We start from the raw sequence: 24,022 nt of genomic DNA on the forward strand, positions 1-24,022 counted from the left end.
GGTCTTCGGTGGATAAAACAAGATGATTTCATTTTTTTTGAAAAAACCGCTTGGCAAATCGCCAAAGCGTTTGTATTACCCCGCTCACACCGCGCCAAGCAGCGCACGTTCCCTGGTAGCTCAGCGGTAGAGCATTCGACTGTTAATCGACAGGTCGCCGGTTCGAATCCGGCCCGGGGAGCCATTTCTTCCAAGAGTGAAGAAATGGATTGGAACAGAGATACTGTTTCGTTCGCTGCACTTTATTCTCATTGAACTGAATAGCACTTTCATCACGACAGGATTGTGTAATCGAAATCGATTGGGACACCATCCAGCGCGATTGGGATTGGGCTGGCCATATTCTGGAAGCCATCGTCATGGCCGGCATTGTGGCCGCGCTGGCGCGCATTTTGATGAAATGGCGGGATGCAGTGATTGTTGGCCTCGCATTCGCTGTAGGCCACTTCCACGGGCGTGAAAAGTGTGACTTCGAAACGTCGGTGCAGATGCAGCCCCCTCACCTCGAAGGCTACTACCTCTGGAACTGGTCTTGGGACCAAGCGACAGATTTTTGGCCAGTTGCGCTTTTGTGCCTCGCCCTCCTCATCTTGTGGATCAGAAAAAAATAAAGCGCGATGCATGCGGCACCGCGCCTTAAAATATCGAATAGAGATTTTCTCGAATCAACGAGACTGGGCTTAGCTTTTTTTCTCCGAGGCTCCGCCTGTCACTGTCGAGGATGTAGCGGAAACTGGGTCGCTCGCAGGGAAGCTATCTTCCAGCCCTTCCTGAAGCTCGCTGTCGCTGCCCTTGCGCTTCGTCTCAGTGCGCTCCTGACTAAGGGATGCGACGGCTGGAGAGTTTGCAGCCTCGCTTGGGTCAACGCCGTCTGCGGTGTCAGTGTCTAGCTCGTGCTCCGCTTCAGCCCAGTGGCGCTCATGCTCGCCTTCTTTACGGCCTTCGCTCTCCCACTTCTCATGGGCTCGGGCACGGATTTTGTCTTCGCGTTCTGTCGTCATGTCATGTCTCCGATTTTAACCTGTCGGAGCTCAAACAATCCGGCGTGGGATTTGGTTCCTGCTGCTGATGCACACCAGCAGGGAACCTCAAGGCATGGCACCTCGTTAACAGGTTAACAACGGAGTAACCAAATGGACGAGAAACACACAAAACCAATGGATCAGGAAAAGCACACTGATTCCCTGGATATTGACGACAAGGACGTCGCCAACTTTCGGACAGAACGTGAGCTGAAGGGCGAGTCTGAGGAAATTGATCCCGATGAGTCGATCAATCTGCGCGCACGCAAGCAGGCGGCACGACAACACGAAGACGCATTTATCGTCGCCACAGACCTCGAAGACGATGACCAGAGAGACGGTATGCGAGAACAGCCGTAACTATCGGCGCACCGAGACTATCGACTTACGGCTGAAGTTTGAGACCTGAACCCGGCCAGACTGATTGCCGCCCAGTATCTGGGCGGTATTCTTGTCCAGGCTTTTCAGAATACCAGCATGGTAACTAGCACCGCTTCGGACAACAACGACGTCGCCGGGCTTCGCGTTGCTCTTTGTAACCGCATAACCAAAAGACGTCCACGACTTGGCGATAGCAGATGATTTCGGGGGCTGCCTGCCGGATTTTTCAGCCACGACGCTAAGGAAATGCCCGCACCAAGGCGTTTTTCTTGGATTAACGCCGAGAATGGCCTTGAGCGTCTTGTTGTTTTTTCCCTCATGAAGCCCGGAGTAACGCTCGGCTTGATTGAGCATGCCAGCAGACGCAGGTGCAGTGAGCGCCGCGCAGACAGCGACGGCTAGAATGTACGCAGATACTTTCAAATTCTTGCCCTTTAGAAGCATGTGACACGTTCCGGCCCCGTGGGAGGTCACACACATGCATATTCAGAGTGTGTCAGCGCTGAAGGGCGAGCGCCCTCTGGCTGATGGCATTTGACCTATTCCTGCAATTTAGCGAGAATTTGACGGGAAATAGGCGAAAATTAGAATGAAATTTCCAGGCCTTTATTAATGGCCCAGCATGCACAGGCGCTCCCGGGCATGCCCCGAAATAATCGCCCATATGCAAAAAGCCACCCGGCGGTTCGCGCGGGTGGCTTTTATCGATAGGTCAGACATCAGGATGCGAGTTTGCGACCTTCAACCAGGCAATGGGCGTCGCGGCTCGCTTCTATGAATGCAATGCGCGCTATCTCTCCTCCCACGCTGCCCATGAGGGAAGCCCTGCACAGTCGCAAGGCTTGCTCATAGACCTTGCCATGGCGGCTCGGCCACTCATGCTGCAAGAAATCGAAAGCTTCATAGGCGCCGGTGAAAGTTCTAGGTGCGCCATTTTCCAAGGAGATAATCACCGGGCTCTCCCATTTGACGTCATTCAGCATCATTGATTGGACTTCCATACTCAATTAACCCGCCTCTAACGTTGGACCCGGGATATGGTTCCGCGCTAATTGGTTTCAAGAGGCAGCGATTCACCTATTGCAAACCATATCAATGTGGGCGCGATATGCACGGCAATTGGGAACAAGGCCGATCAACAAACGTTCAGTCCAAAGTGAACCGGGTGACATATGACAGAAAAAAACGCTCCCGTTATTGTGTGGTTTCGCAGAGACTTAAGGCTTGCTGACAACCGTGCCTTACTTGCTGCCATCGACAATAATGGACCGGTTATTCCGGTCTATATTCACGATGATAAGGTGGCCCTGCAGGCGGCTCTCGGCAGTGCCCAGCAGTGGTGGCTACACCACTCCTTGCAGGCGCTTTCGAGTGCTCTGCTGACGCTGGGAAGCAGGCTCGTTTTGCGCAGCGGGAGCTCGCAAACGGTGCTCAAAAAACTGCTTGAAGAGACAGGGGCGCAGACTGTTTTCTGGAACAGGCGATATGATCCTGATGGACAGAAGCTCGATAGCCAGATCAAGGCAGACTTTCGTGAAGAAGGTTTGGAGGTAGAGAGCTTTGCCGGTTATCTTATCCACGAACCATCGCGACTGAAGACAAAGACCGGAGGCTCTTATCGTGTCTACACTCCGTTCTGGCGCGCCATCGAAGGTGGCGATGAACCAGCCGAGCCCGTCGCAGCACCGAAAAAACTGTTGTCTCCTTCGAGCTGGCCCAAGAGCGAAACCGTCGAAAGCTGGAACCTTTTGCCCTCCAAGCCGGACTGGGCAAGAGAGTTTTCTGACGTTTGGACGCCGGGTGAAGCCGGTGGCCAGGACAAGCTGAAAGACTTTATCGAAAACGGCCTGAAAGGCTACGAGGAAGGCCGTGACTTCCCGGCAAAGCCTGCCACCTCCATGCTCTCGCCACATTTGACTATGGGAGAAATCTCTCCTGCTCAGGTCTGGGACGCAACAAGAAGCCTGCCCAGCAACATTGCGTCAAATGACACGAGCCGGTTCCGCAAGGAAATAGTCTGGCGCGAGTTTTGTTACCATCTGCTTTTCCATTTCCCTGAGCTGGATGAGAAGAACTGGAACGGCAGCTTTGATGCGTTTGAGTGGCGCGCTGACGACAGCAAGTTCGACGCTTGGACGAAAGGAATGACGGGTTATCCAATTGTGGACGCTGGCATGCGGCAGCTGTGGCGCCATGGCGTGATGCACAACCGGGTACGCATGATCACCGCTTCTTTCCTGATCAAGCACCTGCTGGTGGATTGGCGAAAGGGTGAGAAGTGGTTTCGGGATACGCTTGTGGACGCCGACCCGGCGTCCAACCCGGGCAACTGGCAGTGGGTGGCAGGATCGGGTGCCGACGCCTCACCGTTCTTCCGAATATTCAACCCTATCCTCCAGGGCGAAAAATTCGACCCGGATGGAGACTATGTGAAAACCTTTGTGCCGGAGCTTGCCCGGCTTGAGAAGAAGTTTATTCACAAGCCTTTTGATGCACCCAAGGACGTGTTGAAGAAGGCTGGCATCGAACTGGGCAAGACATATCCTGCGCCGCTTGTTAATCACAATGAAGCCAGACAGCGTGCGTTGAGCGCGTATTCCGACATCAAGAAAAGTGAATAAAGCGTGCGCCGGGCAGGATTTTGCGCCTTGCCCGCTTTCGCCAGAAGATATTTCCTTGTCATAGAACGCGATGACAAGGAGAAACGAAGCTCAATTGCTGACCGAACCAAAAGGCCCGACCATGACCATTCACAGTTCTGTGCTGACCGCCATCGGTAACACGCCACTCATCCGTCTCAACGCTGCATCCGAGGCAACGGGCTGCGAGATATTGGGCAAGGCAGAGTTTATGAACCCGGGTCAGTCGGTCAAGGATCGCGCGGCTCTCTACATCATCCGCGATGCCGAACGCCGTGGACATCTTCGCCCCGGCGGCACCATTGTGGAGGGCACGGCGGGCAACACCGGCATCGGCCTTTCGCTGGTGGCCAATGCACTGGGCTACAAGACGGTTATCGTCATTCCTGAGACACAGAGCCAGGAAAAGAAGGACGCGCTCAAGCTTCTGGGTGCGACATTGGTCGAGGTGCCTGCAGCGCCCTACTCCAACCCGAACAATTACGTGAAGGTTTCCGGCAGGCTGGCCCAGCAACTGGCCGCGACAGATCCGAATGGCGCGATCTGGGCCAACCAGTTTGATAATATCGCAAATCGGCAGGCGCATATCGAAACGACGGCTCCCGAAATCTGGGACCAGACCGATGGAAAGGTGGATGGCTTTATCTGCGCCGTTGGCTCTGGTGGCACATTGGCGGGCGTGGCGGATGGTCTTCGCGATTTCAATCCCGATATCAAAATCGGCCTTGCCGATCCGGATGGTGCCGCCCTTTATGAGTATTATCAGAATGGGGCGCTGAAGTCCGAGGGTTCCTCCATTACCGAGGGCATTGGGCAGGGTCGCATCACGGCCAACCTGGAAGGTTTCAAGCCTGATTTCTCATTCAAGATTGCAGATGCAGAGGCGATCCCGCTGGTGTTCGATCTCATCGAGAAGGAAGGTCTGTGCCTCGGCGGCTCGAGCGGAATCAACATTGCCGGTGCAATTCGGCTTGCCCGTGAGCTCGGTCCGGGCCATACAATTGTGACAATACTTTGCGACTACGGCAGCCGCTATCAGTCGAAGCTCTTCAACCCTGATTTCCTGCGGTCAAAGGGTCTTCCCGTTCCTGCATGGCTGACGGAAAAAACGCAGATTTCGGTGCCTTACGAAACTGCATAGAGGTCAATGCCCCATGCCTGTGAATGCCCTGTTTCGTGACGATTTCTATCTTTCCACATGCGACGCGGTTGTCACAGCTGTTCATGAAGATGGTGGCGTAGAGCTGGATCAGACCTGCTTCTATGCCACTTCGGGCGGCCAACCCGGCGACACGGGCTTTCTGCAGAGAGCGGATGGCTCCAAGATCGAGCTGGGCTTGACCCGGCATGGCGCGGATAAAAGCGTCATCATCCATTCGCCTCTTGAAGGTCAGGCATTGCCTGACATTGGCGAAAAGCTGACACTGCATGTTGACTGGCCGCGTCGCCTCAAGCTCATGCGCATGCACACGGCCTGCCATTTGCTGTCCGTCGTCTGCCCTTGGCCGATTACGGGCGCTGCCGTTGGTGAAGATGAGTCCCGCGTCGATTTCGACATGTCAGAGACAATCGACAAGGACGAGGTCACGGCAAAGCTGATGGCGCTTGTCGAAGCCAATCATCCGGTCTTTCTCAAATGGATCACCGACGAAGAGCTTGCCGCAAATCCCGATATCGTCAAATCCAAGAATGTCCGCCCGCCTGTTGGATTAGGGCGCGTTAGCCTTGTTTGCATCGGAGAAAACTCTGCGGTTGACAGCCAGCCCTGCGGTGGCACTCATGTAGCCAGCACGCAAGAAGTTGGCGAAATTCATATCGCCAAGATTGAAAAGAAGGGCAAGGAGAACCGCCGCTTCCGAATTCGTTTTGGCAAGCCCGGTGAAACCGCCTGACATCTGGGAGACACACAGTGAGCACGGACAAAAGCCGTTTCGTCGTTTCGGCGGATTGGGTCGAGCAGCAGCTTGGAACCCCGCATTTTCGTTTGGTGGATGCCTCGTGGTATTTGCCTGCGCACAAGCGCAATGGCAAAGAGGAATATGCAGCCGGACACATACCCGGCGCCGTGTTTTTCGATCAGGACAAGATTGCCGATCACGATACCGGCCTGCCCCACTCTCTCCCCTCACCGCAATTCTTTGCTGATCAGGTGGGTGCGCTGGGCATTGGCGAGAGCGACACGATCGTCGTTTATGATGGCCCCGGCTTCTTTTCCGCGCCTCGCGTGTGGTGGATGTTGCGGGTCATGGGCGCTGACAAGGTTTATGTTCTGGATGGCGGCCTGGACGGCTGGAAATCTGCGGGCAAGCCACTCGAAGCAGGCGTGACGGAAGTTGAGCCTGTCATTTTCGACGCACACTTCAAACCCAAGCGCGTGACGTCCTTCGCAGCCATGCGCTCCATTGTTGATGCCGGCGAAGAGCAGGTTGCCGACGCCCGTGGGGCCGGACGCTTCACCGGCGAAGAGGCTGAGCCTCGCGCAGGCATGCGTTCTGGACATATGCCGGGTGCGCGCAACCTGCCCGCAACCGCCTTTTCAGAAAACGGCCACTTCAAGGATCTGCCGACCATCCGCAAGATGATTACGGATGCGGGCATCGATCTGTCCCAACCCGTCATCACAAGCTGTGGCTCTGGCGTAACGGCGGCCGTCATTACACTTGCGCTGGAATCACTTGGGCATACCGACAACTCGCTTTATGATGGCTCGTGGTCCGAGTGGGGCAGCAAGCCGGATACAGCAATCGTGACCGGGCCCGCCGAGCCCATGGAAACTGCGCCCTACGGCCCGATCAAGGCGCATGTTACGCAACTGGAAATGACCTCGGCGCCGAAGATGAGCCTGCCGGTGCCGGTCAACATACAGACTGCCATTATGCGCACCACGGAAATCCCGCTGCATTTCTATCGCTATCTGTTCTGGCGGGTTGGAAAACGCTGGCATTGGCAGAAGCGGATGCGCATGAGCGATGCCGAACTGACGGCAACATTGCGCGACCCCGCCAACTCCGTGACAGTTCTCTATATGAACGGCGCACCCGCTGGCTTCTTCGAGCTGCACAAGGTCGATTCGGACGTGACCGAACTGTCCTATTTTGGTTTGATGGAAGAGGCCATCGGCGCTGGTGTGGGCAAGTGGTTTCTGCTGCAGGCGCTTTATTCGGCATGGCAGGACAGCCCCAAGAAGGTCACAGTTTCCACCAACACGCTCGATCACCCGCGCGCGCTCCAGCTTTACCAGATGATGGGTTTCTCGCCCGTCAGCACCTATGAGACATGGGTAGAGCCGCTGACGGACAGCGAATATCTGGAAATTTCAGGTCGGGGATAATCTGAATTTCTCCGCCATCCTCGGCTCAACCCGAGGATGGTCAGGCGCAACTCGTCAGAGCTCCAGCCCGAGGTTTACCGCTGTCGGTATTTCCTGAGCTGGGGCGCTTTCTTTTTCGCCGCCTCCGGCAGATAGATGCGCCGCGATCAATTCACCGTGGAATTTGCCTGTCTCGTAGCAATACGTGATCTCACGCTTTTCGGCTGACCAGTAAACGTCGGGCCGTCCGCATGTGCGCGCCGTCAACTTCACTTCACCCTTGAGATCGTATCCATCGAAACTGCGGGCGATCAGATCGAGGACCTTCGATTCCTTCAGAATGGTCGCGTAGATATCCAGAAAAGGATCACGCGCAGGCTCATATCGGGCCACGAACTTCGTGGCGCCAGGCTTGGCCACGTGAGGCTGCAAAGCCTCGTTCCAATGCGCGACGGTTTGCGGATAGGCTATTTCGCAGGCTTTCCATTCCGTCTTCGCAAGGCCCATCATATCGGCAAGATCGCCATAGCCACCAGCATCCTTGCCCACCATCATGCAGGCCATCTGCTTGTCGCGAGAGGTGTTGGGCACCAGTGAGGAGAACAGTGGCGCACTGTGATCAGGCAGAACCTGCACTGAGCGCGCAAGATACCAGCTGTCTGTGGCATTGACGATGGCTGTATCCAGCCACTCTTCATTTGCCTCCAGCATGATGGTTGCCGCCAGCTGATCAGCGCTATCTTTCCCGCCGCCCAGTTCCGGCAAGGCAAGGTCAGAAATCAGCATGCGCGATGCTTCATGGTACAGGCTGAAAATCGCGTTTCCGATGACGAAGTTGACCGTCTGCTGCAGTTGCTCCTCGGAAAGATCATCCAGCGCGGGCGCTGTTTGCGCGTGGGCTGCAGGTGAAAGAAGAGAAAAAACGGTGACCAGAGATGTGGCCATCAACCTGCGCAGCATGGATATGAACTTTCCAAAAAGAGGATGTTCGATTGATTGCCACACTCAACAGCACAAGCAATGGGGTTGTCGCATTCTGACGCAAGAAACGGGTGGATACACGCATGTTTGAAGAGCATAGCGGCAAACCAGCAACGCAAGGAGCCGCTATGACCAAGATCAATTTTACTGCAATGGCTGCCGATGAGGCAGACGCTTTCCGAAACGGCAAACCGGATGCAAACGGCCAAGTGCCGGAACGCCATCACACGACAGGTACCCTGCCCTGCCGGGTCTGCCTCGGGCACATAAAGGATGGAGAAAGCGTACTTTTGCTGGCCTATCGCCCTTTTCCGGCGCTGCAACCTTTTGCGGAAACCGGCCCGATCTTCATTCACGCCGAATCATGCGCCCCTGACGAATCGCATGGAATTCTGCCCGCCATGTTGGACAGCCCCGATTACATCATACGCGGCTATAGCCATGACAATCGCATCGTCTATGGGACCGGTGCCGTTACCCAGACAGAGCTGATCACCCAGCGAGCGGAACAACTTCTTGCAAGGGATGACATCGCCTATGTTCATGTCCGCTCAGCCCGCAACAATTGCTATCAATGCCGCATAGACCGCGCCTGAAACGCCACTGCGTGTAATTTTATCCAATATTCTAAAGGGGTCTCAAACCTTCCATGCGAGTTTTGGACAAAAGCAAATGTGGACCCCATGGAATGACCAGCAGTTTAAACATGCAAAATCGCAATGCCGGACGCAGCAAGACACGCATTTACGGAACCGTCCATTATCTAAACCAGACGGCAAGCGGCCGCGTGGTCGATCTTTCGGCCACCGGCATGGCGCTTGAGCTTGAGGGGCCGTTTGCTGCGGCGAAGGGAAGCCGGGTGAAGGTGGAGAGCGAGGATCTCGGTTATATCGAGGGAATCGTGCAGTGGCAGCGCGGAAGCCGCCTGGGGCTTAAACTGGAGCTTTCCACCAACACACTCGCGCAGCTTTCATCCTACTTCCGCTTCTTCCATGATGAGGTGAAGCCGACGCTAGCAGGATAAGCCGGTTTTACCGGATGGTTTAAAATCCGGGACAAGTCATAAGCCTGTCATTTTGATGATGGACTCCTCTTGAATTCATCTTACGCTGCCCTCACCCCACGCAGCCAGGATTTCATCGAGGAGTTTCCATGTCTTCGTTTACAGGCCTTCACCCCATCACGCGACGTTCCCTGCTGGGAGGCATTGCCGCCTCATCAGCCCTTGTGATGCTGCATCCCTTCGCGGCACGCGCACAGGGCAACCAGGCGCATCTGCGCATTATGGAAACGACTGACATCCATGTGCACGTCTTCCCTTATGATTATTACGCCGATAAGCCGAACGACACGCTGGGGCTGGCGCGCACGGCCTCCATCATTGATTCCATTCGTGCAGAAGCTGGTAATTCCATGCTGGTGGATAATGGTGATTTCCTTCAGGGCAACCCGCTCGGCGATTATATTGCCTATGAGCGGGGCATGAAGGCTGGCGACAAGCATCCCGTCATCAACGCCATGAACGTGCTGGGCTATGATTGCGGAACGCTTGGCAATCACGAGTTCAACTACGGCCTCGACTTCATGTTCAACACGCTGGGCGGCGCGGGCTTCCCTTATGTCTGCGCCAATCTCACCAAGGGCCAGCTTGCCTCCGACCCCAAGCAGGACGACCTTTTCTTCAAGCCGTATGTCATCCTCGAAAAGCAGATCAAGGACGGCTCTGGCGCCACAAGCCCGGTCAAGGTCGGCATTATCGGCTTCGTGCCACCGCAAATCATGATGTGGGATGCCAAGAACCTTGAGGGCAAGGCGCAGACCCGCGATATCGTCGATGCTGCCAAGGCCTGGGTGCCTGTCATGAAAGAACAGGGTGCCGATATCATCATCGCGCTGTCGCATTCCGGCATCGATGGCAAGGGTCAGAGCGAGCGCATGGAAAACGCTTCGCTTTATCTCGCGGGGGTCAAAGACATCGATGCCGTCTTCACCGGCCACCAGCATCTCGTCTTTCCCGGCCCCAAGACCTGGGACGGCATTGAGGGTGTTGATCCCGTCAAAGGCACGCTGATGGGCAAGCCCGCCGTCATGGGCGGTTTCTGGGGCTCGCATATGGGCCTCATCGACCTGCTGCTGGAAAAGGACGGCAAGAGCTGGAAGATCGTGGATTTCACCACCGAAGCACGCCCGATCTATCACCGCGATGACAACCGCAAGATCGTCGCAGACGTGAAGGACAAGGCGGAGGTTATCGCTGCCGTGAAGGCCGATCACGAAGCGACGCTGGCCTATGTCCGCCGCGCCGTGGGCAAGAGCACCGCGCCGCTCTATTCCTATTTCGCGCTGGTGGCGGATGATCCATCCGTGCAGATCGTTTCCAATGCCCAGACCTGGTACATCAAGGACATGTTGAAAGACGGGCAGTACAAGGATCTGCCGGTTCTCTCGGCCGCCGCCCCTTTCAAGTCTGGTGGCCGTGGTGGAGCCGACTATTATACGGATGTCCCCGCCGGTGACATCGCCATTAAGAACGTTGCCGACCTCTACCTCTATCCCAACACGGTTCAGGCCGTCCTCATCACCGGCGCGCAGGTTAAGGACTGGCTGGAAATGTCTGCCGGCATGTTTCAGACGGTCAAGGCGGGTGCCAAGGATGCGCCGCTGCTCAACAGTGATTTCCCCTCCTACAACTTCGATATCATCGATGGGGTGACGTATCAGATCGATGTTTCCAAGCCTCCGAAGTTCGATAAGGATGGCAAGGCGATCAACCCGGACAGCAACCGCATCATAGGCTTGCAATTTGCTGGAAAGCCCATCGACCCCGAGCAGAAATTCGTTGTTGCGACAAACAACTACCGCGCCAGCGGTGGCGGCAAATTCCCCAATATCGGCTCAGACAAGATCATCTTCGTTGCGCCGGACACCAACCGCGACGTCATCGTGCGCTACATCATAGCCCAAGGCACCATCAACCCCTCGGCAGATGACAACTGGTCGTTTGCGCCGGTTGCCAACACAACGGCGATCTTCGAGACCGGCCCTAAGGCCCGGCAATATGTCGGCGATGTAAAAAGCGCAAAGATTGAGGAAGCAGGCGATGGCGCAGAAGGCTTCGCCAAGTTCCGCCTGACGCTTTAAAAGCGGGCCCGCGAGGCACATTTTCTGGTGCGCCTCGCGGGCGTCGATATTTCAACGGGACCGGATCTCGATTTTTCTCCTGATCTCGTAAAATTGTTTTCTCCCCCTGCTCCAATTCCTTTTTTTCCTCGTAATATGAAACATATCTAACGAGGCCAACTCCTGGGTATTGGATAGCAATACCGTTGATTGGCTTTTTCAGGAGGTTTTCATGCCCGCCTACCGCCCGCCCCGCATTTCATCTTCAGAAATCACGCCGCGCGATATCTATCTTTCCAGACGAAACTTCCTCGGAACGGCGGCAGGTTTGGCGACAGTTGGGCTGACGGCACAGGGCGCAATGGCTGCGCCACTTTCTGCCAAGCCCGGCCCCTACAAGCTGGATGATAAACTGACACCGCTCGATGCCGTTACCAGCTATAACAACTTTTACGAATTCGGGACGGGCAAGGCGGACCCGAAAGAAAATGCCGGCAGCTTCAAGCCCACGCCATGGACCGTGAAGGTTGATGGTCTTGTTGGCAAGCCGCAGGAGTTCGGCATTGAGGAGCTGCTAAAAAACCCGCTTGAGGAGCGCACCTACCGCATGCGCTGCGTTGAGGGATGGTCGATGGTCATTCCGTGGATCGGTTTTCCGCTCTCCACCATTCTCGACAAGGTCGAGCCGTTGGGCAGCGCCAAATTCGTAAAATTTGAAACCGTGTTACGCCCGGAAGAAATGCCGGGTCAGAGCGGTCTGTTCCAGCCGCTGGATTGGCCATACGTCGAAGGCCTGCGTCTGGATGAGGCCCGTCACCCGCTGACAATTCTGGCTGTTGGTCTCTATGGAGAAACCTTGCCCAACCAGAATGGCGCGCCGATTCGCCTCGTCGTTCCATGGAAATATGGCTTCAAGGGAATCAAGTCCATCGTCCGTATTTCGCTGGTAGAAAAGCAGCCTGAGACGACGTGGAAGAACTCCAATGCCCGGGAATATGGCTTCTATTCCAACGTCAATCCACAAGTGGACCATCCGCGCTGGAGCCAGGCAACAGAGCAGCGCATTGGCGAAGGCGGCTTCTTCAGCACCCAGCGCCGCCCGACCTTGATGTTCAACGGCTATGACGAAGTTGCAAGCCTCTACAGCGATCTTGATCTCAAGGCGAATTACTGATCATGGCATTGGCCCTTTCGCTTCCATCTTTGCCCAAGCGGTACCAACCAGCGGCCATCTGGGCGCTGTACGGCTTGGGCCTCTGTCCCGGCATATGGTACTTCTACCTCGCAGCAACCGGCGGGCTTGGGTTCAATCCCGTCAAGGAATTCGAACACCTTCTAGGAACGTGGGCACTACGTTTCCTCTGCATCGGCCTTCTCGTCACGCCGCTGCGCGATCTCTTCAACATCAATCTGATAGCCTACCGGCGTGCATTGGGCCTCATCGCCTTCTACTACGTACTTGCCCATTTCGCGGTCTATATCGTTCTCGACCGCGGACTCGTCTTGAGTTCCATCCTGTCAGATGTGCTCAAGCGGCCTTACATCATGTTCGGCATGGCGGCACTCGTCATGCTCATTCCGCTGGCGCTGACGTCCAACCGTTGGTCGATTCGCAAGCTGGGCTCGCGATGGAACACGCTCCACAAGCTCTCATACCTCGTCTTGATCGGTGCCGTCCTCCACTTCGTGCTCGCACGCAAATCGCTGACGCTGGAGCCCGTATTCTATCTGTCGGTGATGTTTATCCTGCTGGGGTACCGTTCCATCCGACCCGCAATCATGGCGCGAAAACGAGCCCGTAAAGCGGCTATGTCTCCGAGACCCTTGACGCGATAACGGCGGCCAAGCCAATGCCAGCCAGATAGCAGGCAATATTCCACAGCGAGAAAACACGCCCGAGCAGCAACGCACCTGCCGTTGTTGCCCGGAATGCGTCCAGCGCAGGAAAATGCACTAGGCGTATAAGCTCCACCACAACGGCAACACTGCACGCTACGACAATTGCAGTGCCCCGGTTCCGACAAGGCAGCAAGCTGGCGACCAGCAAGAAGACCATCGATCCCCACAGGATCGAACCACCATACTTCACAACAACAAACGGCAGGCCGATGTCGTAGCCGAAACGCCGCAATACCAGCCCTGCAAGAATCACTCCGCATGTCGCGGCCAGAAGGCACGCGCGACGGTTAAATAGGCGGTGTCGATATTCGATCATGATGTTGCTTTAATCTGGATTGCTATAGATATCCAATCTAACCGCGCAAGAGGATATCGGATTGAGTACGGAAAACACATACCCACCAAGCCGTCTTTCCTCACTCGATGCGCTTCTCTGCGATGCCAAACCTTGGGATGAATTGACGGGAATAAAGCGTTTCATCGTCGAATTTCTGTACTTCGGAGTGAAGGAAGCGCGTGCCTGCATGTTCGCAGGTCTGTTCTTCTTTTCAATTTTCCTCGTGCCGCGCGAAGGTGTTTTAGGGCTACCCCGTTACGACGTCCTACTCGTTATCACGCTCGCCATACAGTTCTTCATGATCTGGAGCAAACTGGAAACGATGGATGAGGCCAAGGCGATCCTCATGTTCCACGTCGTCGGCTTCGCTCTTGAGGTCTTCAAAACCTCTGGCACTATCCAATCCTGGTCCTACCCGGATTTCGCCTATACCAAAGTACTGGGCGTGCCGCTATTTTCAGGCTTCATGTATGCTGCTGTCGGGAGTTACGTTATTCAGGCGTGGCGCTTGCTAGATGTCCGCATCCGGCACCATCCGCCCTACTGGATGGCAACCCTGATCGGCATTGCCATCTACCTCAACTTTTTCACCCACCACTATATTGGCGACTACCGCTAGTACATCGCAGCTTGCGCCATAGGCCTCTATGCCCGTGCGACCGTCATCTACCGCCCCTATGACCGGGATCGAAAAATGCCGCTGTTGCTATCCTTCATTCTCATCGGCTTTGTCGTATGGCTGGCCGAAAACATCTCCACCTTCTTCGGCATATGGAAATATCCAAATCAGTTGGGAGCATGGTCCGTGGTCCACATCGGCAAATGGAGTTCGTGGTCTCTCCTTGTGATCATGACCTTCTCCATCGTGTCTCACCTCAAGCACATCAAGACCCGGATCTCGGTGCCTGACTGATGGGGCAACTCAAGTGAAAATTGCCACTGCGCAGAGCGTCGTGAGCAAGGATATCGCCGAAAACCGACGGACTATTAGGGATTCGACATTTCACTGAGCAAGGCTCGTTCATGGCGAAGGCAAGCGAGGTGTGGCGAGATTCCCAGGAGAACGCAAAGCTAGAACTGATAGGGCTGATGTGGAATTTTCAAATACAGTGCTCGAACGGAAAAATACAAAAAGCCGGATGATCGCTCACCCGGCTTTTTGTTGTCTGCGCTTAAAAGCGCCGAACCTTATGCAGCTTCTGCAGAAGCGTTCTCAGCAGCAACGCGAGCCTTGTCGGCTGCGCCCTTGGCATCAACGTCACGCTCTACGAACTCGACAACAGCCATGGCAGCGTTGTCGCCCTGACGGTAGCCAGCCTTCATGATGCGAAGGTAGCCGCCGTTACGGGTTGCGTAGCGCTCAGCGATGGCATCGAACAGCTTGCGAACTGCGTCCTGATCCTTGATCTGGGATACAGCCTGACGACGAGCGTGCAGATCGCCGCGCTTGCCGAGAGTTACGAGCTTCTCTACGATTGGGCGAATTTCTTTCGCCTTTGGCAGAGTTGTGACGATCTGCTCATGCGTGATGAGCGAAGCAGCCATGTTGGCAAACATTGCCTTGCGGTGGCTGGCGGTTCTATTGAGCTTGCGGCCTGAATTTCCGTGGCGCATTGCTATTCTCCTTTAATGCAGGTTCCCTATCCGGGCCTGCCGTTTCCTGGCACATGCAGGCGCTGGGCCTGCTGTTTGACGGGGAAAGGCAGTCTGTAATGGGTCTGCCTTCTTATCTGGTTTATTGTTGATCAGCCTGCGAGGGGAAGCCGCTAGCGCGGCACCCCAAGCTGCTTAGTACTGGTCTTCGTAACGCTTAGCGAGATCTTCGATGTTCTCTGGTGGCCATGCTGGCACTTCCATGCCGAGATGCAGCCCCATGGAAGCAAGAACTTCCTTGATTTCGTTTAGCGACTTGCGGCCAAAGTTCGGAGTGCGAAGCATTTCGGCTTCGGTCTTCTGAATGAGGTCGCCGATATAAACGATGTTGTCGTTCTTCAGGCAGTTCGCAGAACGAACAGACAATTCCAACTCGTCGACCTTCTTGAGAAGCGCAGGGTTGAATGCCAGTTCGGTCACCGACTCTTCTTCAGCTTCCTTCTGCGGCTCGTCGAAGTTGACGAAGACGCCAAGCTGGTCCTGAAGAATGCGAGCGGCAAATGCAACGGCGTCTTCGCCGGTTACAGAGCCGTTGGTCTCGATCGTCATGATCAACTTGTCATAGTCCAGAACCTGACCTTCACGGGTGTTTTCCACCTTGTAGGACACTTTCTTGACCGGAGAATAAAGGCTGTCGACCGGAATGAGACCGATTGGAGCGTCTTCCGCACGGTTGCGTTCAGCCGGTACATAACCCTTGCCGTTGTTGACAGTGAATTCCATGCGGATTTCAGCGCCATCATCGAGCGTGCAGATCACGTGGTCAGGATTGAGGATCTCGATATCGCCAACGGTCTGGATATCACCAGCTGTTACCGAACCTGGACCCTGCTTACGCACGACCATGCGCTTGGAATCATCACCATCCATCTTGATGGCGATTTCCTTGATGTTGAGAACGATATCGGTCACATCTTCCCGAACGCCGGGAATGGACGAGAATTCGTGCAGAACACCATCAATCTGCACCGCAGTCACAGCAGCACCACGCAGAGACGACAAGAGCACGCGACGAAGAGCGTTACCGAGCGTCAAACCAAAACCGCGTTCAAGCGGCTCTGCAACCAGCGTCACCTTGGTGCGGCTGGAAGACGTGAACTCGACCTTGTTCGGCTTGATCAGTTCCTGCCAATTCTTTTGAATCATCTTTAAACCTTCCGTTCGCCGCCACCATTCAATCGTGGCGGACCGAGCATGATCACCGAGAGGAACCAAAGGTTCATCGGAGGGTTCTTAAAGCGTAAGGAAGGCCGGGTTACCGGCAGGCCACACGCCACATACGCGAAAATTCCGCCAGCCAGAAGGCAAGGCGGAATTCTCAGGATACGGTCGCGTCAAACGCGGCGCTTCTTGCGCGGACGGCAACCGTTATGCGGGATTGGCGTAACATCACGGATAGAAGTGATCATGAAACCAGCAGCCTGCAAAGCGCGAAGCGCAGATTCGCGACCGGAACCCGGACCGCAAACTTCAACTTCCAGCGTCTTCATGCCGTGTTCCTGTGCCTTCTTGGCAGCATCTTCAGCAGCGATCTGAGCAGCAAACGGCGTCGACTTACGCGAACCCTTGAAGCCCTTTGCACCAGCAGACGACCAGGCAATTGCGTTGCCCTGTGCGTCGGTGATGGTGATCATCGTGTTGTTGAAGGTCGAGTTGACGTGCGCTACGCCCGTCGTGATGTTCTTACGTTCGCGACGTTTAACGCGAGTGGCTTCCTTGGCCATGGTCTACCTTTCTTGGATCTCTGCACCGCCGTAACACCAGCGGCTACACCGGCGAAAACCTCTTACGACGCTCCCGCCAAACTCAGAAAGGCTGGTGCGGCTTGCACCAGCCCTCCACTCCGAACAATCGGAAATTACTTCTTCTTACCGGCAATCGCCTTCGCTGGACCCTTGCGAGTACGAGCGTTGGTGTGCGTGCGCTGACCGCGGACCGGAAGGCCACGACGGTGACGCAGACCACGGTAGCAACCGAGGTCCATAAGGCGCTTGATGTTCATCGATGTTTCACGACGAAGATCACCCTCAACGCGATAGTCGCGGTCGATTGCTTCACGGATCTGCAGAACTTCTGCGTCCGTCAGCTGATGAACGCGCTTCTCAGCCGGAATACCGACTTTTTCAACGATTTCCTGCGCGAATTTCGTGCCAATCCCGTGAATATAGGTCAAGGCGATAACAACGCGCTTAGCCGTCGGGATGTTGACGCCAGCGATACGTGCCACGTCTATTCTCCTTGCGTTCCAGATGCCATCCGGCAAGTGGTGCTTTCATTTGAGCGGCTCTCGTAGCCGCCAGTTCAAAATTCGTGTTCGTCACAAGTCAAAACGACCGAACCCGGACTTTCCTTCCCTTGAGGAAAATCCGCGCCAGTCGCTTGGGATGTCGCGAGTTGGCGCGGTGTTTAACGGAATCAGTTCAAAAAAGCAACCGGCCCCGCCAAGATTCTTTACAGATGAGCAACAGTAGCCTGTGTAGACCCATCTTTTTGCAGCACAGCCTCAATAGCGGCCGAAACAGTGTCGAGATCAGCCATGCCATCCAGAACCACCAGCTCGCCCTGCTCCTCATAATAATGAGAGAGCGGCGCTGTCTTTTCGCGGTACTCGGAAAGACGCTTGCGGAACGACTCGGGATTGTCATCCGAGCGAACTACGCCGCCAGCCGCGATAGTCTCTGCAACACGGTTTTCGATTCGGCGAACAAGCGCGTCCTCGTCGACTCTCAACTCGATAACAGCATCGAGCTGAATGTTCTTCTGGCGCATATTATCCGCGAGTGTCTTCGCCTGCGGAACCGTGCGAGGGTAACCGTCGAGAATGAAACCCTTGGCACAGTCAGGCTGCTCTATCCGTTCAGACACGATCTGATTGACGATATCGTCCGATACAAGACCACCGGCATCCATCACTTCCTTCGCGCGCCGCCCGATCTCCGAGCCGTCATTGACGGCTGCACGGAGCATGTCGCCTGTCGATAGCTGCGGTATGGCATATTTGTCGGTCAGGCGCTTAGCCTGTGTCCCTTTGCCAGCTCCCGGCGGTCCCAAAAATATCAGTCTCATCGTCCCCTCTTTCCTCCACGCAGTTTCGATTTCTTGATCAGCCCCTCATATTGCTGGGCGATCAGGTGACCCTGAATCTGTGCCACGGTATCAAGAGTTACACTGACTACGATCAAAAGCGAAGTGCCACCAAGGGCTAATGGTATGCCCGTACGCGCAATCAACGTTTCTGGCAGGATACACACGAAAACGAGGTAGATAGCGCCCAGCACGGTGATGCGCGTCAAAACGTAATCAATGTATTCCGCCGTGCGATCGCCCGGACGAATGCCTGGAATGAACCCGCCATGCTTCTTCAGGTTATCTGCGGTATCCTTCGGATTGAACACGATTGCCGTATAGAAGAAGGCAAAGAATGCGATCAGAAGACCATAGAAGAGCATGAACAAAGGCTGGCCATGCTGAAGCGACGCAATGATCGTCGTCGCCCACGGTGGCAGATTCGTACTGTTGGTGAAGCCTGCGGCTGTTGCAGGCAAGAGCAATAGCGAAGAAGCAAAAATTGCAGGAATAACGCCGGCCGTGTTGAGCTTCAACGGCAGGTGCGATGTATCGCCTTGGAACATGCGGTTGCCGACCTGGCGCTTCGGATACTGGATAAGAAGACGACGCTGTGCGCGTTCTACGAAAACGATCAGCGCGATAACGCCAATTGCGACCAGAACAACGGCCAGAATCAAAGGCGTCGAAAGAGCGCCGGTACGACCAAGTTCCAAAGTGCCAGCAAGAGCCTTAGGAAGGCCAGCTGCGATGCCTGCGAAAATGATCAACGAAATGCCGTTGCCGATACCACGCGACGTGATTTGCTCACCGAGCCACATCAGGAACATCGTGCCGCCGAGCAGCGTGATAACCGTTGAGATACGGAAGAACACGCCTGGATCGACTACCAGCCCTGCCCCGCTCTCAAGACCAACGGCAATACCATAGGCCTGAAGCGTACCAAGCAGCACTGTGCCGTAACGCGTGTACTGATTGATGATCTTGCGGCCAGCCTCGCCTTCCTTTTTCAAAGCTTCGAGCGAAGGCACGACAGACGTCATCAATTGCACGATAATCGATGCGGAAATGTAAGGCATGATGCCGAGCGCGAAGATCGCCATGCGCTCTACAGCGCCGCCCGCAAACATGTTGAAGAGACCGAGAATACCGTTAGCCTGTCCCTGGAACGCTTGCGCGTAGGCTTCCGGGTTCAAACCAGGAAGCGGGATATGAGTGCCGAGACGATAAACGAGAAGTGCGGCAAGGGTGAACCAGAGTCGTTTTTTCAGATCTTCAGCTTTCGCGAAGGTCGAAAAATTCAGGTTCGAGGCCAGTTGTTCCGCTGCTGAAGCCATAAATTTCTCCGCATGACCCTTGTCCAGCGGCACGGAAACCGGCAATTCCGGAAAAGGTCTTAAAAGATACTGGTGCAAAAACCGGGCTCTGGACGGATAACAGCTCTCAAGCCGAAATCATGCCTCACCCTTGTTTTCGTTAGTTCGTCCGAAGCTCCTGCGAGCAACCTGGAACTGTGAGGCTCTCCCCGCGTCGCATAGGCGCCGCCTGAGAGTTTCCGCGCAAACTTTAAATCGATTAAGAATCAAAGCAGTGTGCGACTATGGGTGCGAACGCCCGGAGTGAAACACACCGGGCGTTCAAAGTCTTATATTACTCTGCAGCTTCCGCTGCAACAACCAGAAGCTTGATAGAGCTGCCGGCCTTTTCGATCTTTTCAACAGCAGACTTGGAAGCGCCTGCGACTTCGATCGAAACCTTCGAGGTCAATTCGCCGTCGGCGAGAATGCGAACGCCATCCTTCAGACGACGGATCACGCCCGCTGCCTTCAGAGCAGCAGCATCGATCGTTACGTTGGCATCGAGCTTGCCCGCGTCGATAGCTGTCTGGATCCGGCCAACGGAAACTTCAGCATATTCCGAAGCGAAGATGTTGTTGAAGCCGCGCTTAGGAAGGCGACGGTAGATTGGCATCTGACCGCCTTCGAAACCGTTGACTGCCACGCCGGAACGAGCCTTCTGACCCTTGACGCCGCGACCACCCGTCTTGCCCTTGCCAGAACCGATACCGCGACCTACGCGGATACGATCCTTGGTGGAACCTTCGTTGTCTTTAATTTCATTGAGTTTCATGATGACTTCCTCCGTCTCACTTCTCGTCTACGACGCGAACGAGATGCTGGACAGCACGGATCATGCCGCGAACAGATGGGGTATCTTCCAGTGTGCGCTGACGGTGCATCTTGTTGAGACCCAGACCGATCAGCGTCTGACGCTGAACTGCAGGGCGGCGATTTGGGCTTGCGATCTGTTCAACAGTAACAGTCGTCTTGGCTTCAGTAGTAGTCTTGGCCATGATACTGCTCCTTATTCTTCAGACGCGTTGCCGGAAGCGGCGCGGCGAGACTGAAGGGTCGCATACTTAAGACCGCGCTGTGCAGCAACGTCCTTAGGATGAACCTGGTGCTTCAAAGCGTCGAAGGTTGCGCGAACCATGTTGTATGGGTTCGAAGAACCAGTCGACTTGGCGACAACGTCGTGCACGCCGAGCGTTTCGAAAACAGCGCGCATTGGACCACCGGCGATGATACCAGTACCAGCCTTTGCAGAGCGAAGGAGAACCTTGCCAGCGCCGTGACGACCGTTAACATCGTGATGCAACGTACGGCCATCGCGCAGAGGAACGAAAATCAGATCGCGCTTTGCGCTTTCTGTTGCCTTGCGGATTGCTTCTGGAACTTCACGAGCCTTGCCATGACCAAAGCCAACGCGGCCCTTCTGGTCACCAACAACGACGAGCGCGGCAAAACCGAAACGACGGCCGCCCTTAACAACTTTGGCAACGCGGTTGATAGCAACCAGCTTGTCAACAAATTCGCTATCGCGCTCTTCGCGGTTCTGGCGGTCGTCGCGAGAACCTCTTTTTTCTTGTGCCATTGTCCTTTTCCTTTTTCTTTTGCGGGTGGAACGGCAAACAATAATGGACCACCGGCTTCATTGCTGAAGTCCATGTGATCCGGTGAAATCCGCCCGGACATGCCGGGCGGAAAAGTCTTAGAAGTTCAGACCGCCTTCGCGGGCAGCTTCAGCCAAAGCCTTGATACGGCCGTGGTAAATGAAGGCGCCGCGGTCGAATACGACATCCTTGATACCAGCCTTGCTGGCGCGTTCAGCAACGAGCTTACCAATTGCGGCAGCTGCTGCAACATCCGCACCCGTCTTCAAAGACGAGCGCAGATCAGCCTCGAGTGTGGAGGCAGACGCAAGCGTCTTACCAGCAACATCATCGATGACCTGAACGTAGATGTTCTTCGACGAGCGATGAACCGACAGGCGCGGGCGACCGTTGGCAACCGCCTTGATCTGGCGGCGCACACGGCTCGCGCGACGTGCAAGTGCTTCTTTCCTGCTAGCCATTTCGCGTGATCCTTACTTCTTCTTGCCTTCTTTGCGGATGATCCGTTCTTCAGCGTACTTGACGCCTTTGCCCTTGTAGGGCTCGGGACCACGGTATTCGCGGATTTCCGCGGCAACCTGACCGACCTGCTGCTTGTTAATGCCGGAAACGATGATTTCCGTAGGCTTCGGAACGGCAATCGTAATGCCGACCGGAGGCTCGTAAACTACATCGTGAGAGAAACCGAGAGCCAGCTGCAGGTTCTTGCCCTGCAGAGACGCACGATAACCGACGCCGTTGATTTCGAGCTTGCGCTCGTAGCCGTCCTTGACACCCTTGAAGATGTTCTCGACCATCGTGCGGGACATGCCCCACTTCGAACGAGCTTCCTTGGAGTTGTTGGCTGGCTGTACCGAAACAGCGTTATCTTCCAGCTTGAGCTGAATTTCGTCATTTGCGACGAAGAACAGTTCGCCCTTAGGACCCTTGGCAGTAATCTTCTGGCCGTCGACATTGGCCGTCACACCTGCAGGAACCTGAACGGGCTTTTTACCGATACGAGACATATTTCTATCCTGTCTGTCCGTTAAGGAGATCCTTGCCCAGTCTTAGAAGACGGAGCAAAGAACCTCACCACCAACGTTCTGTTCGCGAGCCTGGTGATCAGCCATCACACCCTTCGGAGTCGAAAGGATAGTGATGCCGAGGCCATTCGCAACCTGCGGGATGGACTTGACCGAGACATAAACCCGGCGGCCCGGCTTGGACACGCGGCCGATCTCACGGATCACCGACGCGCCTTCGTAGTACTTCAGTTCGATCGTGAGCTCGGACTTGCCGTTCTCAAAATCAACCTTGGAATAACCGCGAATGTAGCCTTCAGCCTGAAGCACGTCGAGAACGCGCGCACGCAGGCTGGATGCTGGTGTGTTGACCGAAGACTTGCGACGGGCTGCACCATTGCGGATTCGGGTAAGCATATCACCCAAAGGATCAGTCATTGTCATGTGCCCGTCTCCTTACCAGCTCGACTTGACAATACCCGGCACCTTGCCGGAATTGCCCAACTCGCGAAGCGCAATACGCGACATCCCAAGTTTACGATAGAACGCGCGCGGACGGCCCGTTACTTCGCAGCGGTTGCGGATACGCGTCTTCGAGCCATCACGTGGCAGCGAAGCGAGCTTGAGAGTTGCCTGGAACCGTTCTTCAATCGGAAGGGACTGGTTCATGACAATTGCCTTCAGAGCTGCACGCTTGCCAGCCTGAGAGGCGACCGTCTTGCGGCGGCGCTTGTTCTTTTCAACTGCGCTTGTTTTCGCCATATCGGAGTTCCTTTTCTACGCTCGTCGTTACGGTTACTGACGGAACGGGAAGTTGAACTCTGTCAAAAGAGCCCGTGCTTCGTCGTCCGAAGTCGCCGTCGTGCAAACGATGATGTCCATGCCCCACATCTGATCAACCTTATCGTAGTTGATCTCTGGGAACACAATGTGCTCCTTGATGCCCATGGCGAAGTTGCCACGGCCGTCAAAGCTCTTGGGGTTCAGACCCCGGAAGTCGCGAACGCGTGGAAGCGCGATGTTGACCAGACGATCTAGGAATTCATACATGCGCGCGCCACGAAGGGTAACCTTCGCACCGATTGGCATGTGTTCGCGGACCTTGAAGCCAGCGATCGAATTGCGAGCCTTGGTAATGACAGGCTTCTGACCAGCAATAGCAGCCAGATCGGCAGCTGCAACTGTTGGCTTCTTGGAGTCAGCAGTTGCTTCACCCACGCCCATGTTAATGACGATCTTGTCCAGACGGGGGATCATCATAACGTTTGAGTAGGAGAACTTCTCCTGCATCGCGCCGCGAATACGGGATACGTATTCTGCCTTAAGGCGCGGCTCGTACTTGGACTCAGCCATCGATCACTTCTCCCGAACGCTTGGCAACACGGACTTTCTTGCCGTCTACAACCGAGAAACCAACGCGAGTTGGCTTGCCATCCTTATCAGCGATGGCGAGGTTGGAAATGTGCAAGGAAGCTTCCTTGTTGATGATGCCGCCTTCCTGGCCCTGGGTCTGGCGCTGGTGACGTTTCACCATGTTTACGCCACTCACGAAAGCCCGGTCTTCCTTCGGCAAGACCTGTGTTACTTCGCCGGTACGGCCCTTGTCCTTACCGGTCAATACGACAACCTTGTCGCCTTTACGAATTTTCTGCATCGC

The 24,022-nt window shown here is 55.2% G+C and carries 31 protein-coding genes, 1 tRNA gene and 1 pseudogene; 13 read left to right on the forward strand and 20 right to left on the reverse strand.

Translation table 11 applies throughout. From position 1 onward, the window contains the following. The first annotated feature begins 109 nt into the window (after window positions 1-109). Window positions 110-184: transfer RNA gene (locus IFT53_RS22485), tRNA-Asn, on the forward strand. 175 nt (window positions 185-359) lie between these two features. Further along, window positions 360-611 carry a hypothetical protein gene (locus IFT53_RS22490; protein ID WP_244656373.1) on the forward strand — a complete coding sequence of 84 codons (252 nt, stop codon included), beginning with the start codon at window positions 360-362 and terminating at the stop codon, window positions 609-611. Between the two features lie 69 nt (window positions 612-680). Here IFT53_RS22490 and IFT53_RS22495 read toward each other — a convergent pair whose 3' ends face one another. After that, the gene (locus IFT53_RS22495; RefSeq protein ID WP_192066614.1) at window positions 681-1,001 is read right to left on the reverse strand and encodes a DUF2934 domain-containing protein; all 321 of its coding nucleotides are present in this window, start codon (window positions 999-1,001) and stop codon (window positions 681-683) included. Window positions 1,002-1,133: 132 nt separating this feature from the next. Between IFT53_RS22495 and IFT53_RS22500 the strand changes: the two genes are divergently transcribed. Then, the gene (locus IFT53_RS22500; protein ID WP_236727962.1) at window positions 1,134-1,382 is read left to right on the forward strand and encodes a hypothetical protein; all 249 of its coding nucleotides are present in this window, start codon (window positions 1,134-1,136) and stop codon (window positions 1,380-1,382) included. Here the strand turns inward: IFT53_RS22500 and IFT53_RS22505 are convergent, their stop codons facing one another. Next, window positions 1,383-1,826 carry a TIGR02594 family protein gene (locus IFT53_RS22505; protein WP_446737710.1) on the reverse strand — a complete coding sequence of 148 codons (444 nt, stop codon included), beginning with the start codon at window positions 1,824-1,826 and terminating at the stop codon, window positions 1,383-1,385. It abuts the gene before it with no gap. A gap of 296 nt (window positions 1,827-2,122) precedes the next feature. Continuing rightward, a complete protein-coding gene (locus tag IFT53_RS22510; RefSeq protein ID WP_042618502.1) occupies window positions 2,123-2,389 on the reverse strand; it encodes a DUF982 domain-containing protein in 267 nt (88 codons plus the stop codon). 186 nt (window positions 2,390-2,575) lie between these two features. Here IFT53_RS22510 and IFT53_RS22515 point away from each other — a divergent pair, with 186 nt between their 5' ends. The 4 genes from IFT53_RS22515 to sseA all read left to right on the forward strand — a co-directional run bounded on the left by IFT53_RS22515 (window position 2,576) and on the right by sseA (window position 7,373). Continuing rightward, entirely contained in the window at window positions 2,576-4,024 is a 1,449-nt protein-coding gene (locus IFT53_RS22515) for a cryptochrome/photolyase family protein (protein ID WP_192066616.1), read from the forward strand. A gap of 121 nt (window positions 4,025-4,145) precedes the next feature. Then, window positions 4,146-5,183: a cysteine synthase A gene (locus tag IFT53_RS22520; protein WP_192066617.1), complete on the forward strand. Its 1,038-nt coding sequence runs from the start codon at window positions 4,146-4,148 to the stop codon at window positions 5,181-5,183. Window positions 5,184-5,196: 13 nt separating this feature from the next. After that, a complete protein-coding gene (locus tag IFT53_RS22525) occupies window positions 5,197-5,934 on the forward strand; it encodes an alanyl-tRNA editing protein (protein ID WP_192066619.1) in 738 nt (245 codons plus the stop codon). 17 nt (window positions 5,935-5,951) lie between these two features. After that, a complete protein-coding gene (gene sseA, locus IFT53_RS24110) occupies window positions 5,952-7,373 on the forward strand; it encodes a 3-mercaptopyruvate sulfurtransferase (protein ID WP_192066621.1) in 1,422 nt (473 codons plus the stop codon). Window positions 7,374-7,427: 54 nt separating this feature from the next. Here the strand turns inward: sseA and IFT53_RS22535 are convergent, their stop codons facing one another. Further along, window positions 7,428-8,312: a DUF4344 domain-containing metallopeptidase gene (locus IFT53_RS22535; protein WP_192066622.1), complete on the reverse strand. Its 885-nt coding sequence runs from the start codon at window positions 8,310-8,312 to the stop codon at window positions 7,428-7,430. 149 nt (window positions 8,313-8,461) lie between these two features. Between IFT53_RS22535 and IFT53_RS22540 the strand changes: the two genes are divergently transcribed. The 5 genes from IFT53_RS22540 to msrQ all read left to right on the forward strand — a co-directional run bounded on the left by IFT53_RS22540 (window position 8,462) and on the right by msrQ (window position 13,289). Next, window positions 8,462-8,929, forward strand: coding sequence for a DUF1203 domain-containing protein (locus tag IFT53_RS22540; RefSeq protein WP_192066624.1), 468 nt, complete (start codon window positions 8,462-8,464; stop codon window positions 8,927-8,929). A gap of 92 nt (window positions 8,930-9,021) precedes the next feature. Beyond that, complete coding sequence (locus IFT53_RS22545) at window positions 9,022-9,357, forward strand: PilZ domain-containing protein (protein ID WP_192066625.1); 336 nt, start codon at window positions 9,022-9,024, stop codon at window positions 9,355-9,357. Window positions 9,358-9,485: 128 nt separating this feature from the next. Continuing rightward, window positions 9,486-11,474, forward strand: a complete 1,989-nt coding sequence (locus tag IFT53_RS22550; RefSeq protein WP_192066627.1) for a bifunctional 2',3'-cyclic-nucleotide 2'-phosphodiesterase/3'-nucleotidase — start codon at window positions 9,486-9,488, stop codon at window positions 11,472-11,474. A 211-nt stretch (window positions 11,475-11,685) separates the two neighbouring features. Beyond that, window positions 11,686-12,627, forward strand: a complete 942-nt coding sequence (msrP, locus tag IFT53_RS22555) for a protein-methionine-sulfoxide reductase catalytic subunit MsrP (RefSeq protein WP_192066629.1) — start codon at window positions 11,686-11,688, stop codon at window positions 12,625-12,627. 2 nt (window positions 12,628-12,629) lie between these two features. After that, window positions 12,630-13,289: a protein-methionine-sulfoxide reductase heme-binding subunit MsrQ gene (msrQ, locus tag IFT53_RS22560; RefSeq protein ID WP_192066631.1), complete on the forward strand. Its 660-nt coding sequence runs from the start codon at window positions 12,630-12,632 to the stop codon at window positions 13,287-13,289. Here the strand turns inward: msrQ and IFT53_RS22565 are convergent. Next, entirely contained in the window at window positions 13,261-13,668 is a 408-nt protein-coding gene (locus IFT53_RS22565; protein ID WP_192066632.1) for a ribosomal maturation YjgA family protein, read from the reverse strand. The two genes, msrQ and IFT53_RS22565, sit on opposite strands and share 29 nt — an antisense overlap. Window positions 13,669-13,729: 61 nt before the next feature. Here IFT53_RS22565 and IFT53_RS22570 point away from each other — a divergent pair. Then, a pseudogene (locus IFT53_RS22570) lies at window positions 13,730-14,602 on the forward strand (DUF817 domain-containing protein). A gap of 275 nt (window positions 14,603-14,877) precedes the next feature. Here the strand turns inward: IFT53_RS22570 and rplQ are convergent. The 15 genes from rplQ to rplX form a co-directional block, all read right to left on the reverse strand. Next, a complete protein-coding gene (rplQ, locus tag IFT53_RS22575; RefSeq protein ID WP_192066634.1) occupies window positions 14,878-15,303 on the reverse strand; it encodes a 50S ribosomal protein L17 in 426 nt (141 codons plus the stop codon). 174 nt (window positions 15,304-15,477) lie between these two features. Beyond that, window positions 15,478-16,488: a DNA-directed RNA polymerase subunit alpha gene (locus tag IFT53_RS22580; protein WP_042618512.1), complete on the reverse strand. Its 1,011-nt coding sequence runs from the start codon at window positions 16,486-16,488 to the stop codon at window positions 15,478-15,480. A gap of 188 nt (window positions 16,489-16,676) precedes the next feature. Further along, window positions 16,677-17,066, reverse strand: a complete 390-nt coding sequence (gene rpsK, locus IFT53_RS22585) for a 30S ribosomal protein S11 (RefSeq protein ID WP_042618513.1) — start codon at window positions 17,064-17,066, stop codon at window positions 16,677-16,679. A 134-nt stretch (window positions 17,067-17,200) separates the two neighbouring features. Continuing rightward, a complete protein-coding gene (gene rpsM / locus IFT53_RS22590) occupies window positions 17,201-17,569 on the reverse strand; it encodes a 30S ribosomal protein S13 (RefSeq protein WP_042618514.1) in 369 nt (122 codons plus the stop codon). 224 nt (window positions 17,570-17,793) lie between these two features. After that, the gene (locus tag IFT53_RS22595) at window positions 17,794-18,408 is read right to left on the reverse strand and encodes an adenylate kinase (RefSeq protein ID WP_192066636.1); all 615 of its coding nucleotides are present in this window, start codon (window positions 18,406-18,408) and stop codon (window positions 17,794-17,796) included. Next, window positions 18,405-19,745 (reverse strand): preprotein translocase subunit SecY, encoded by a 1,341-nt coding sequence (secY, locus tag IFT53_RS22600; RefSeq protein WP_042618516.1) that lies wholly within the window; start codon window positions 19,743-19,745, stop codon window positions 18,405-18,407. Before secY ends, IFT53_RS22595 begins: the two co-directional genes overlap by 4 nt. Window positions 19,746-20,058: 313 nt before the next feature. Next, window positions 20,059-20,538, reverse strand: coding sequence for a 50S ribosomal protein L15 (gene rplO / locus IFT53_RS22605; RefSeq protein WP_192066638.1), 480 nt, complete (start codon window positions 20,536-20,538; stop codon window positions 20,059-20,061). Between the two features lie 16 nt (window positions 20,539-20,554). Next, entirely contained in the window at window positions 20,555-20,761 is a 207-nt protein-coding gene (gene rpmD / locus IFT53_RS22610) for a 50S ribosomal protein L30 (protein WP_042618518.1), read from the reverse strand. Between the two features lie 11 nt (window positions 20,762-20,772). Then, window positions 20,773-21,342, reverse strand: a complete 570-nt coding sequence (gene rpsE / locus IFT53_RS22615; RefSeq protein WP_192066639.1) for a 30S ribosomal protein S5 — start codon at window positions 21,340-21,342, stop codon at window positions 20,773-20,775. A 117-nt stretch (window positions 21,343-21,459) separates the two neighbouring features. Beyond that, the gene (rplR, locus tag IFT53_RS22620; RefSeq protein ID WP_042618520.1) at window positions 21,460-21,822 is read right to left on the reverse strand and encodes a 50S ribosomal protein L18; all 363 of its coding nucleotides are present in this window, start codon (window positions 21,820-21,822) and stop codon (window positions 21,460-21,462) included. Window positions 21,823-21,834: 12 nt separating this feature from the next. Beyond that, window positions 21,835-22,368: a 50S ribosomal protein L6 gene (gene rplF / locus IFT53_RS22625; protein ID WP_042618521.1), complete on the reverse strand. Its 534-nt coding sequence runs from the start codon at window positions 22,366-22,368 to the stop codon at window positions 21,835-21,837. 42 nt (window positions 22,369-22,410) lie between these two features. After that, on the reverse strand, window positions 22,411-22,809 hold the full coding sequence (gene rpsH, locus IFT53_RS22630) for a 30S ribosomal protein S8 (protein ID WP_042618522.1): 399 nt from the start codon (window positions 22,807-22,809) through the stop codon (window positions 22,411-22,413). A gap of 12 nt (window positions 22,810-22,821) precedes the next feature. Next, window positions 22,822-23,127 (reverse strand): 30S ribosomal protein S14, encoded by a 306-nt coding sequence (gene rpsN, locus IFT53_RS22635; RefSeq protein WP_042618523.1) that lies wholly within the window; start codon window positions 23,125-23,127, stop codon window positions 22,822-22,824. A 33-nt stretch (window positions 23,128-23,160) separates the two neighbouring features. Further along, window positions 23,161-23,718: a 50S ribosomal protein L5 gene (gene rplE / locus IFT53_RS22640; protein ID WP_192066641.1), complete on the reverse strand. Its 558-nt coding sequence runs from the start codon at window positions 23,716-23,718 to the stop codon at window positions 23,161-23,163. Beyond that, a complete protein-coding gene (gene rplX, locus IFT53_RS22645; RefSeq protein ID WP_042618525.1) occupies window positions 23,711-24,019 on the reverse strand; it encodes a 50S ribosomal protein L24 in 309 nt (102 codons plus the stop codon). Before rplX ends, rplE begins: the two co-directional genes overlap by 8 nt. Window positions 24,020-24,022: the final 3 nt, after the last annotated feature.

This window comes from Rhizobium sp. CFBP 13644 (genome assembly GCF_014842165.1).
Taxonomy (GTDB): Bacteria; Pseudomonadota; Alphaproteobacteria; order Rhizobiales; family Rhizobiaceae; genus Agrobacterium; species Agrobacterium tumefaciens_C.

Coding starts and splice junctions, on each gene's coding strand:
- rplE (WP_192066641.1), bottom strand. CDS start 23,718: ATGGCTGAGTCCAAGTACGAGCCGCGCCTTAAGGCAGAATACGTATCC.
- rplO (WP_192066638.1), bottom strand. CDS start 20,538: ATGAAACTCAATGAAATTAAAGACAACGAAGGTTCCACCAAGGATCGT.
- IFT53_RS22580 (WP_042618512.1), bottom strand. CDS start 16,488: ATGATTCAAAAGAATTGGCAGGAACTGATCAAGCCGAACAAGGTCGAG.
- msrP (WP_192066629.1), top strand. CDS start 11,686: ATGCCCGCCTACCGCCCGCCCCGCATTTCATCTTCAGAAATCACGCCG.
- rplQ (WP_192066634.1), bottom strand. CDS start 15,303: ATGCGCCACGGAAATTCAGGCCGCAAGCTCAATAGAACCGCCAGCCAC.
- IFT53_RS22500 (WP_236727962.1), top strand. CDS start 1,134: ATGGACGAGAAACACACAAAACCAATGGATCAGGAAAAGCACACTGAT.
- IFT53_RS22495 (WP_192066614.1), bottom strand. CDS start 1,001: ATGACGACAGAACGCGAAGACAAAATCCGTGCCCGAGCCCATGAGAAG.
- IFT53_RS22515 (WP_192066616.1), top strand. CDS start 2,576: ATGACAGAAAAAAACGCTCCCGTTATTGTGTGGTTTCGCAGAGACTTA.
- msrQ (WP_192066631.1), top strand. CDS start 12,630: ATGGCATTGGCCCTTTCGCTTCCATCTTTGCCCAAGCGGTACCAACCA.
- IFT53_RS22490 (WP_244656373.1), top strand. CDS start 360: ATGGCCGGCATTGTGGCCGCGCTGGCGCGCATTTTGATGAAATGGCGG.
- rplF (WP_042618521.1), bottom strand. CDS start 22,368: ATGTCTCGTATCGGTAAAAAGCCCGTTCAGGTTCCTGCAGGTGTGACG.
- rpsH (WP_042618522.1), bottom strand. CDS start 22,809: ATGACAATGACTGATCCTTTGGGTGATATGCTTACCCGAATCCGCAAT.
- rpmD (WP_042618518.1), bottom strand. CDS start 20,761: ATGGCCAAGACTACTACTGAAGCCAAGACGACTGTTACTGTTGAACAG.
- rpsK (WP_042618513.1), bottom strand. CDS start 17,066: ATGGCCAAGGAAGCCACTCGCGTTAAACGTCGCGAACGTAAGAACATC.
- rplX (WP_042618525.1), bottom strand. CDS start 24,019: ATGCAGAAAATTCGTAAAGGCGACAAGGTTGTCGTATTGACCGGTAAG.
- IFT53_RS22595 (WP_192066636.1), bottom strand. CDS start 18,408: ATGAGACTGATATTTTTGGGACCGCCGGGAGCTGGCAAAGGGACACAG.
- rplR (WP_042618520.1), bottom strand. CDS start 21,822: ATGGCTAGCAGGAAAGAAGCACTTGCACGTCGCGCGAGCCGTGTGCGC.
- IFT53_RS22520 (WP_192066617.1), top strand. CDS start 4,146: ATGACCATTCACAGTTCTGTGCTGACCGCCATCGGTAACACGCCACTC.
- rpsE (WP_192066639.1), bottom strand. CDS start 21,342: ATGGCACAAGAAAAAAGAGGTTCTCGCGACGACCGCCAGAACCGCGAA.
- IFT53_RS22565 (WP_192066632.1), bottom strand. CDS start 13,668: ATGATCGAATATCGACACCGCCTATTTAACCGTCGCGCGTGCCTTCTG.
- rpsN (WP_042618523.1), bottom strand. CDS start 23,127: ATGGCGAAAACAAGCGCAGTTGAAAAGAACAAGCGCCGCCGCAAGACG.
- IFT53_RS22525 (WP_192066619.1), top strand. CDS start 5,197: ATGCCTGTGAATGCCCTGTTTCGTGACGATTTCTATCTTTCCACATGC.
- IFT53_RS22510 (WP_042618502.1), bottom strand. CDS start 2,389: ATGATGCTGAATGACGTCAAATGGGAGAGCCCGGTGATTATCTCCTTG.
- IFT53_RS22540 (WP_192066624.1), top strand. CDS start 8,462: ATGACCAAGATCAATTTTACTGCAATGGCTGCCGATGAGGCAGACGCT.
- IFT53_RS22535 (WP_192066622.1), bottom strand. CDS start 8,312: ATGCTGCGCAGGTTGATGGCCACATCTCTGGTCACCGTTTTTTCTCTT.
- secY (WP_042618516.1), bottom strand. CDS start 19,745: ATGGCTTCAGCAGCGGAACAACTGGCCTCGAACCTGAATTTTTCGACC.
- IFT53_RS22550 (WP_192066627.1), top strand. CDS start 9,486: ATGTCTTCGTTTACAGGCCTTCACCCCATCACGCGACGTTCCCTGCTG.
- IFT53_RS22545 (WP_192066625.1), top strand. CDS start 9,022: ATGACCAGCAGTTTAAACATGCAAAATCGCAATGCCGGACGCAGCAAG.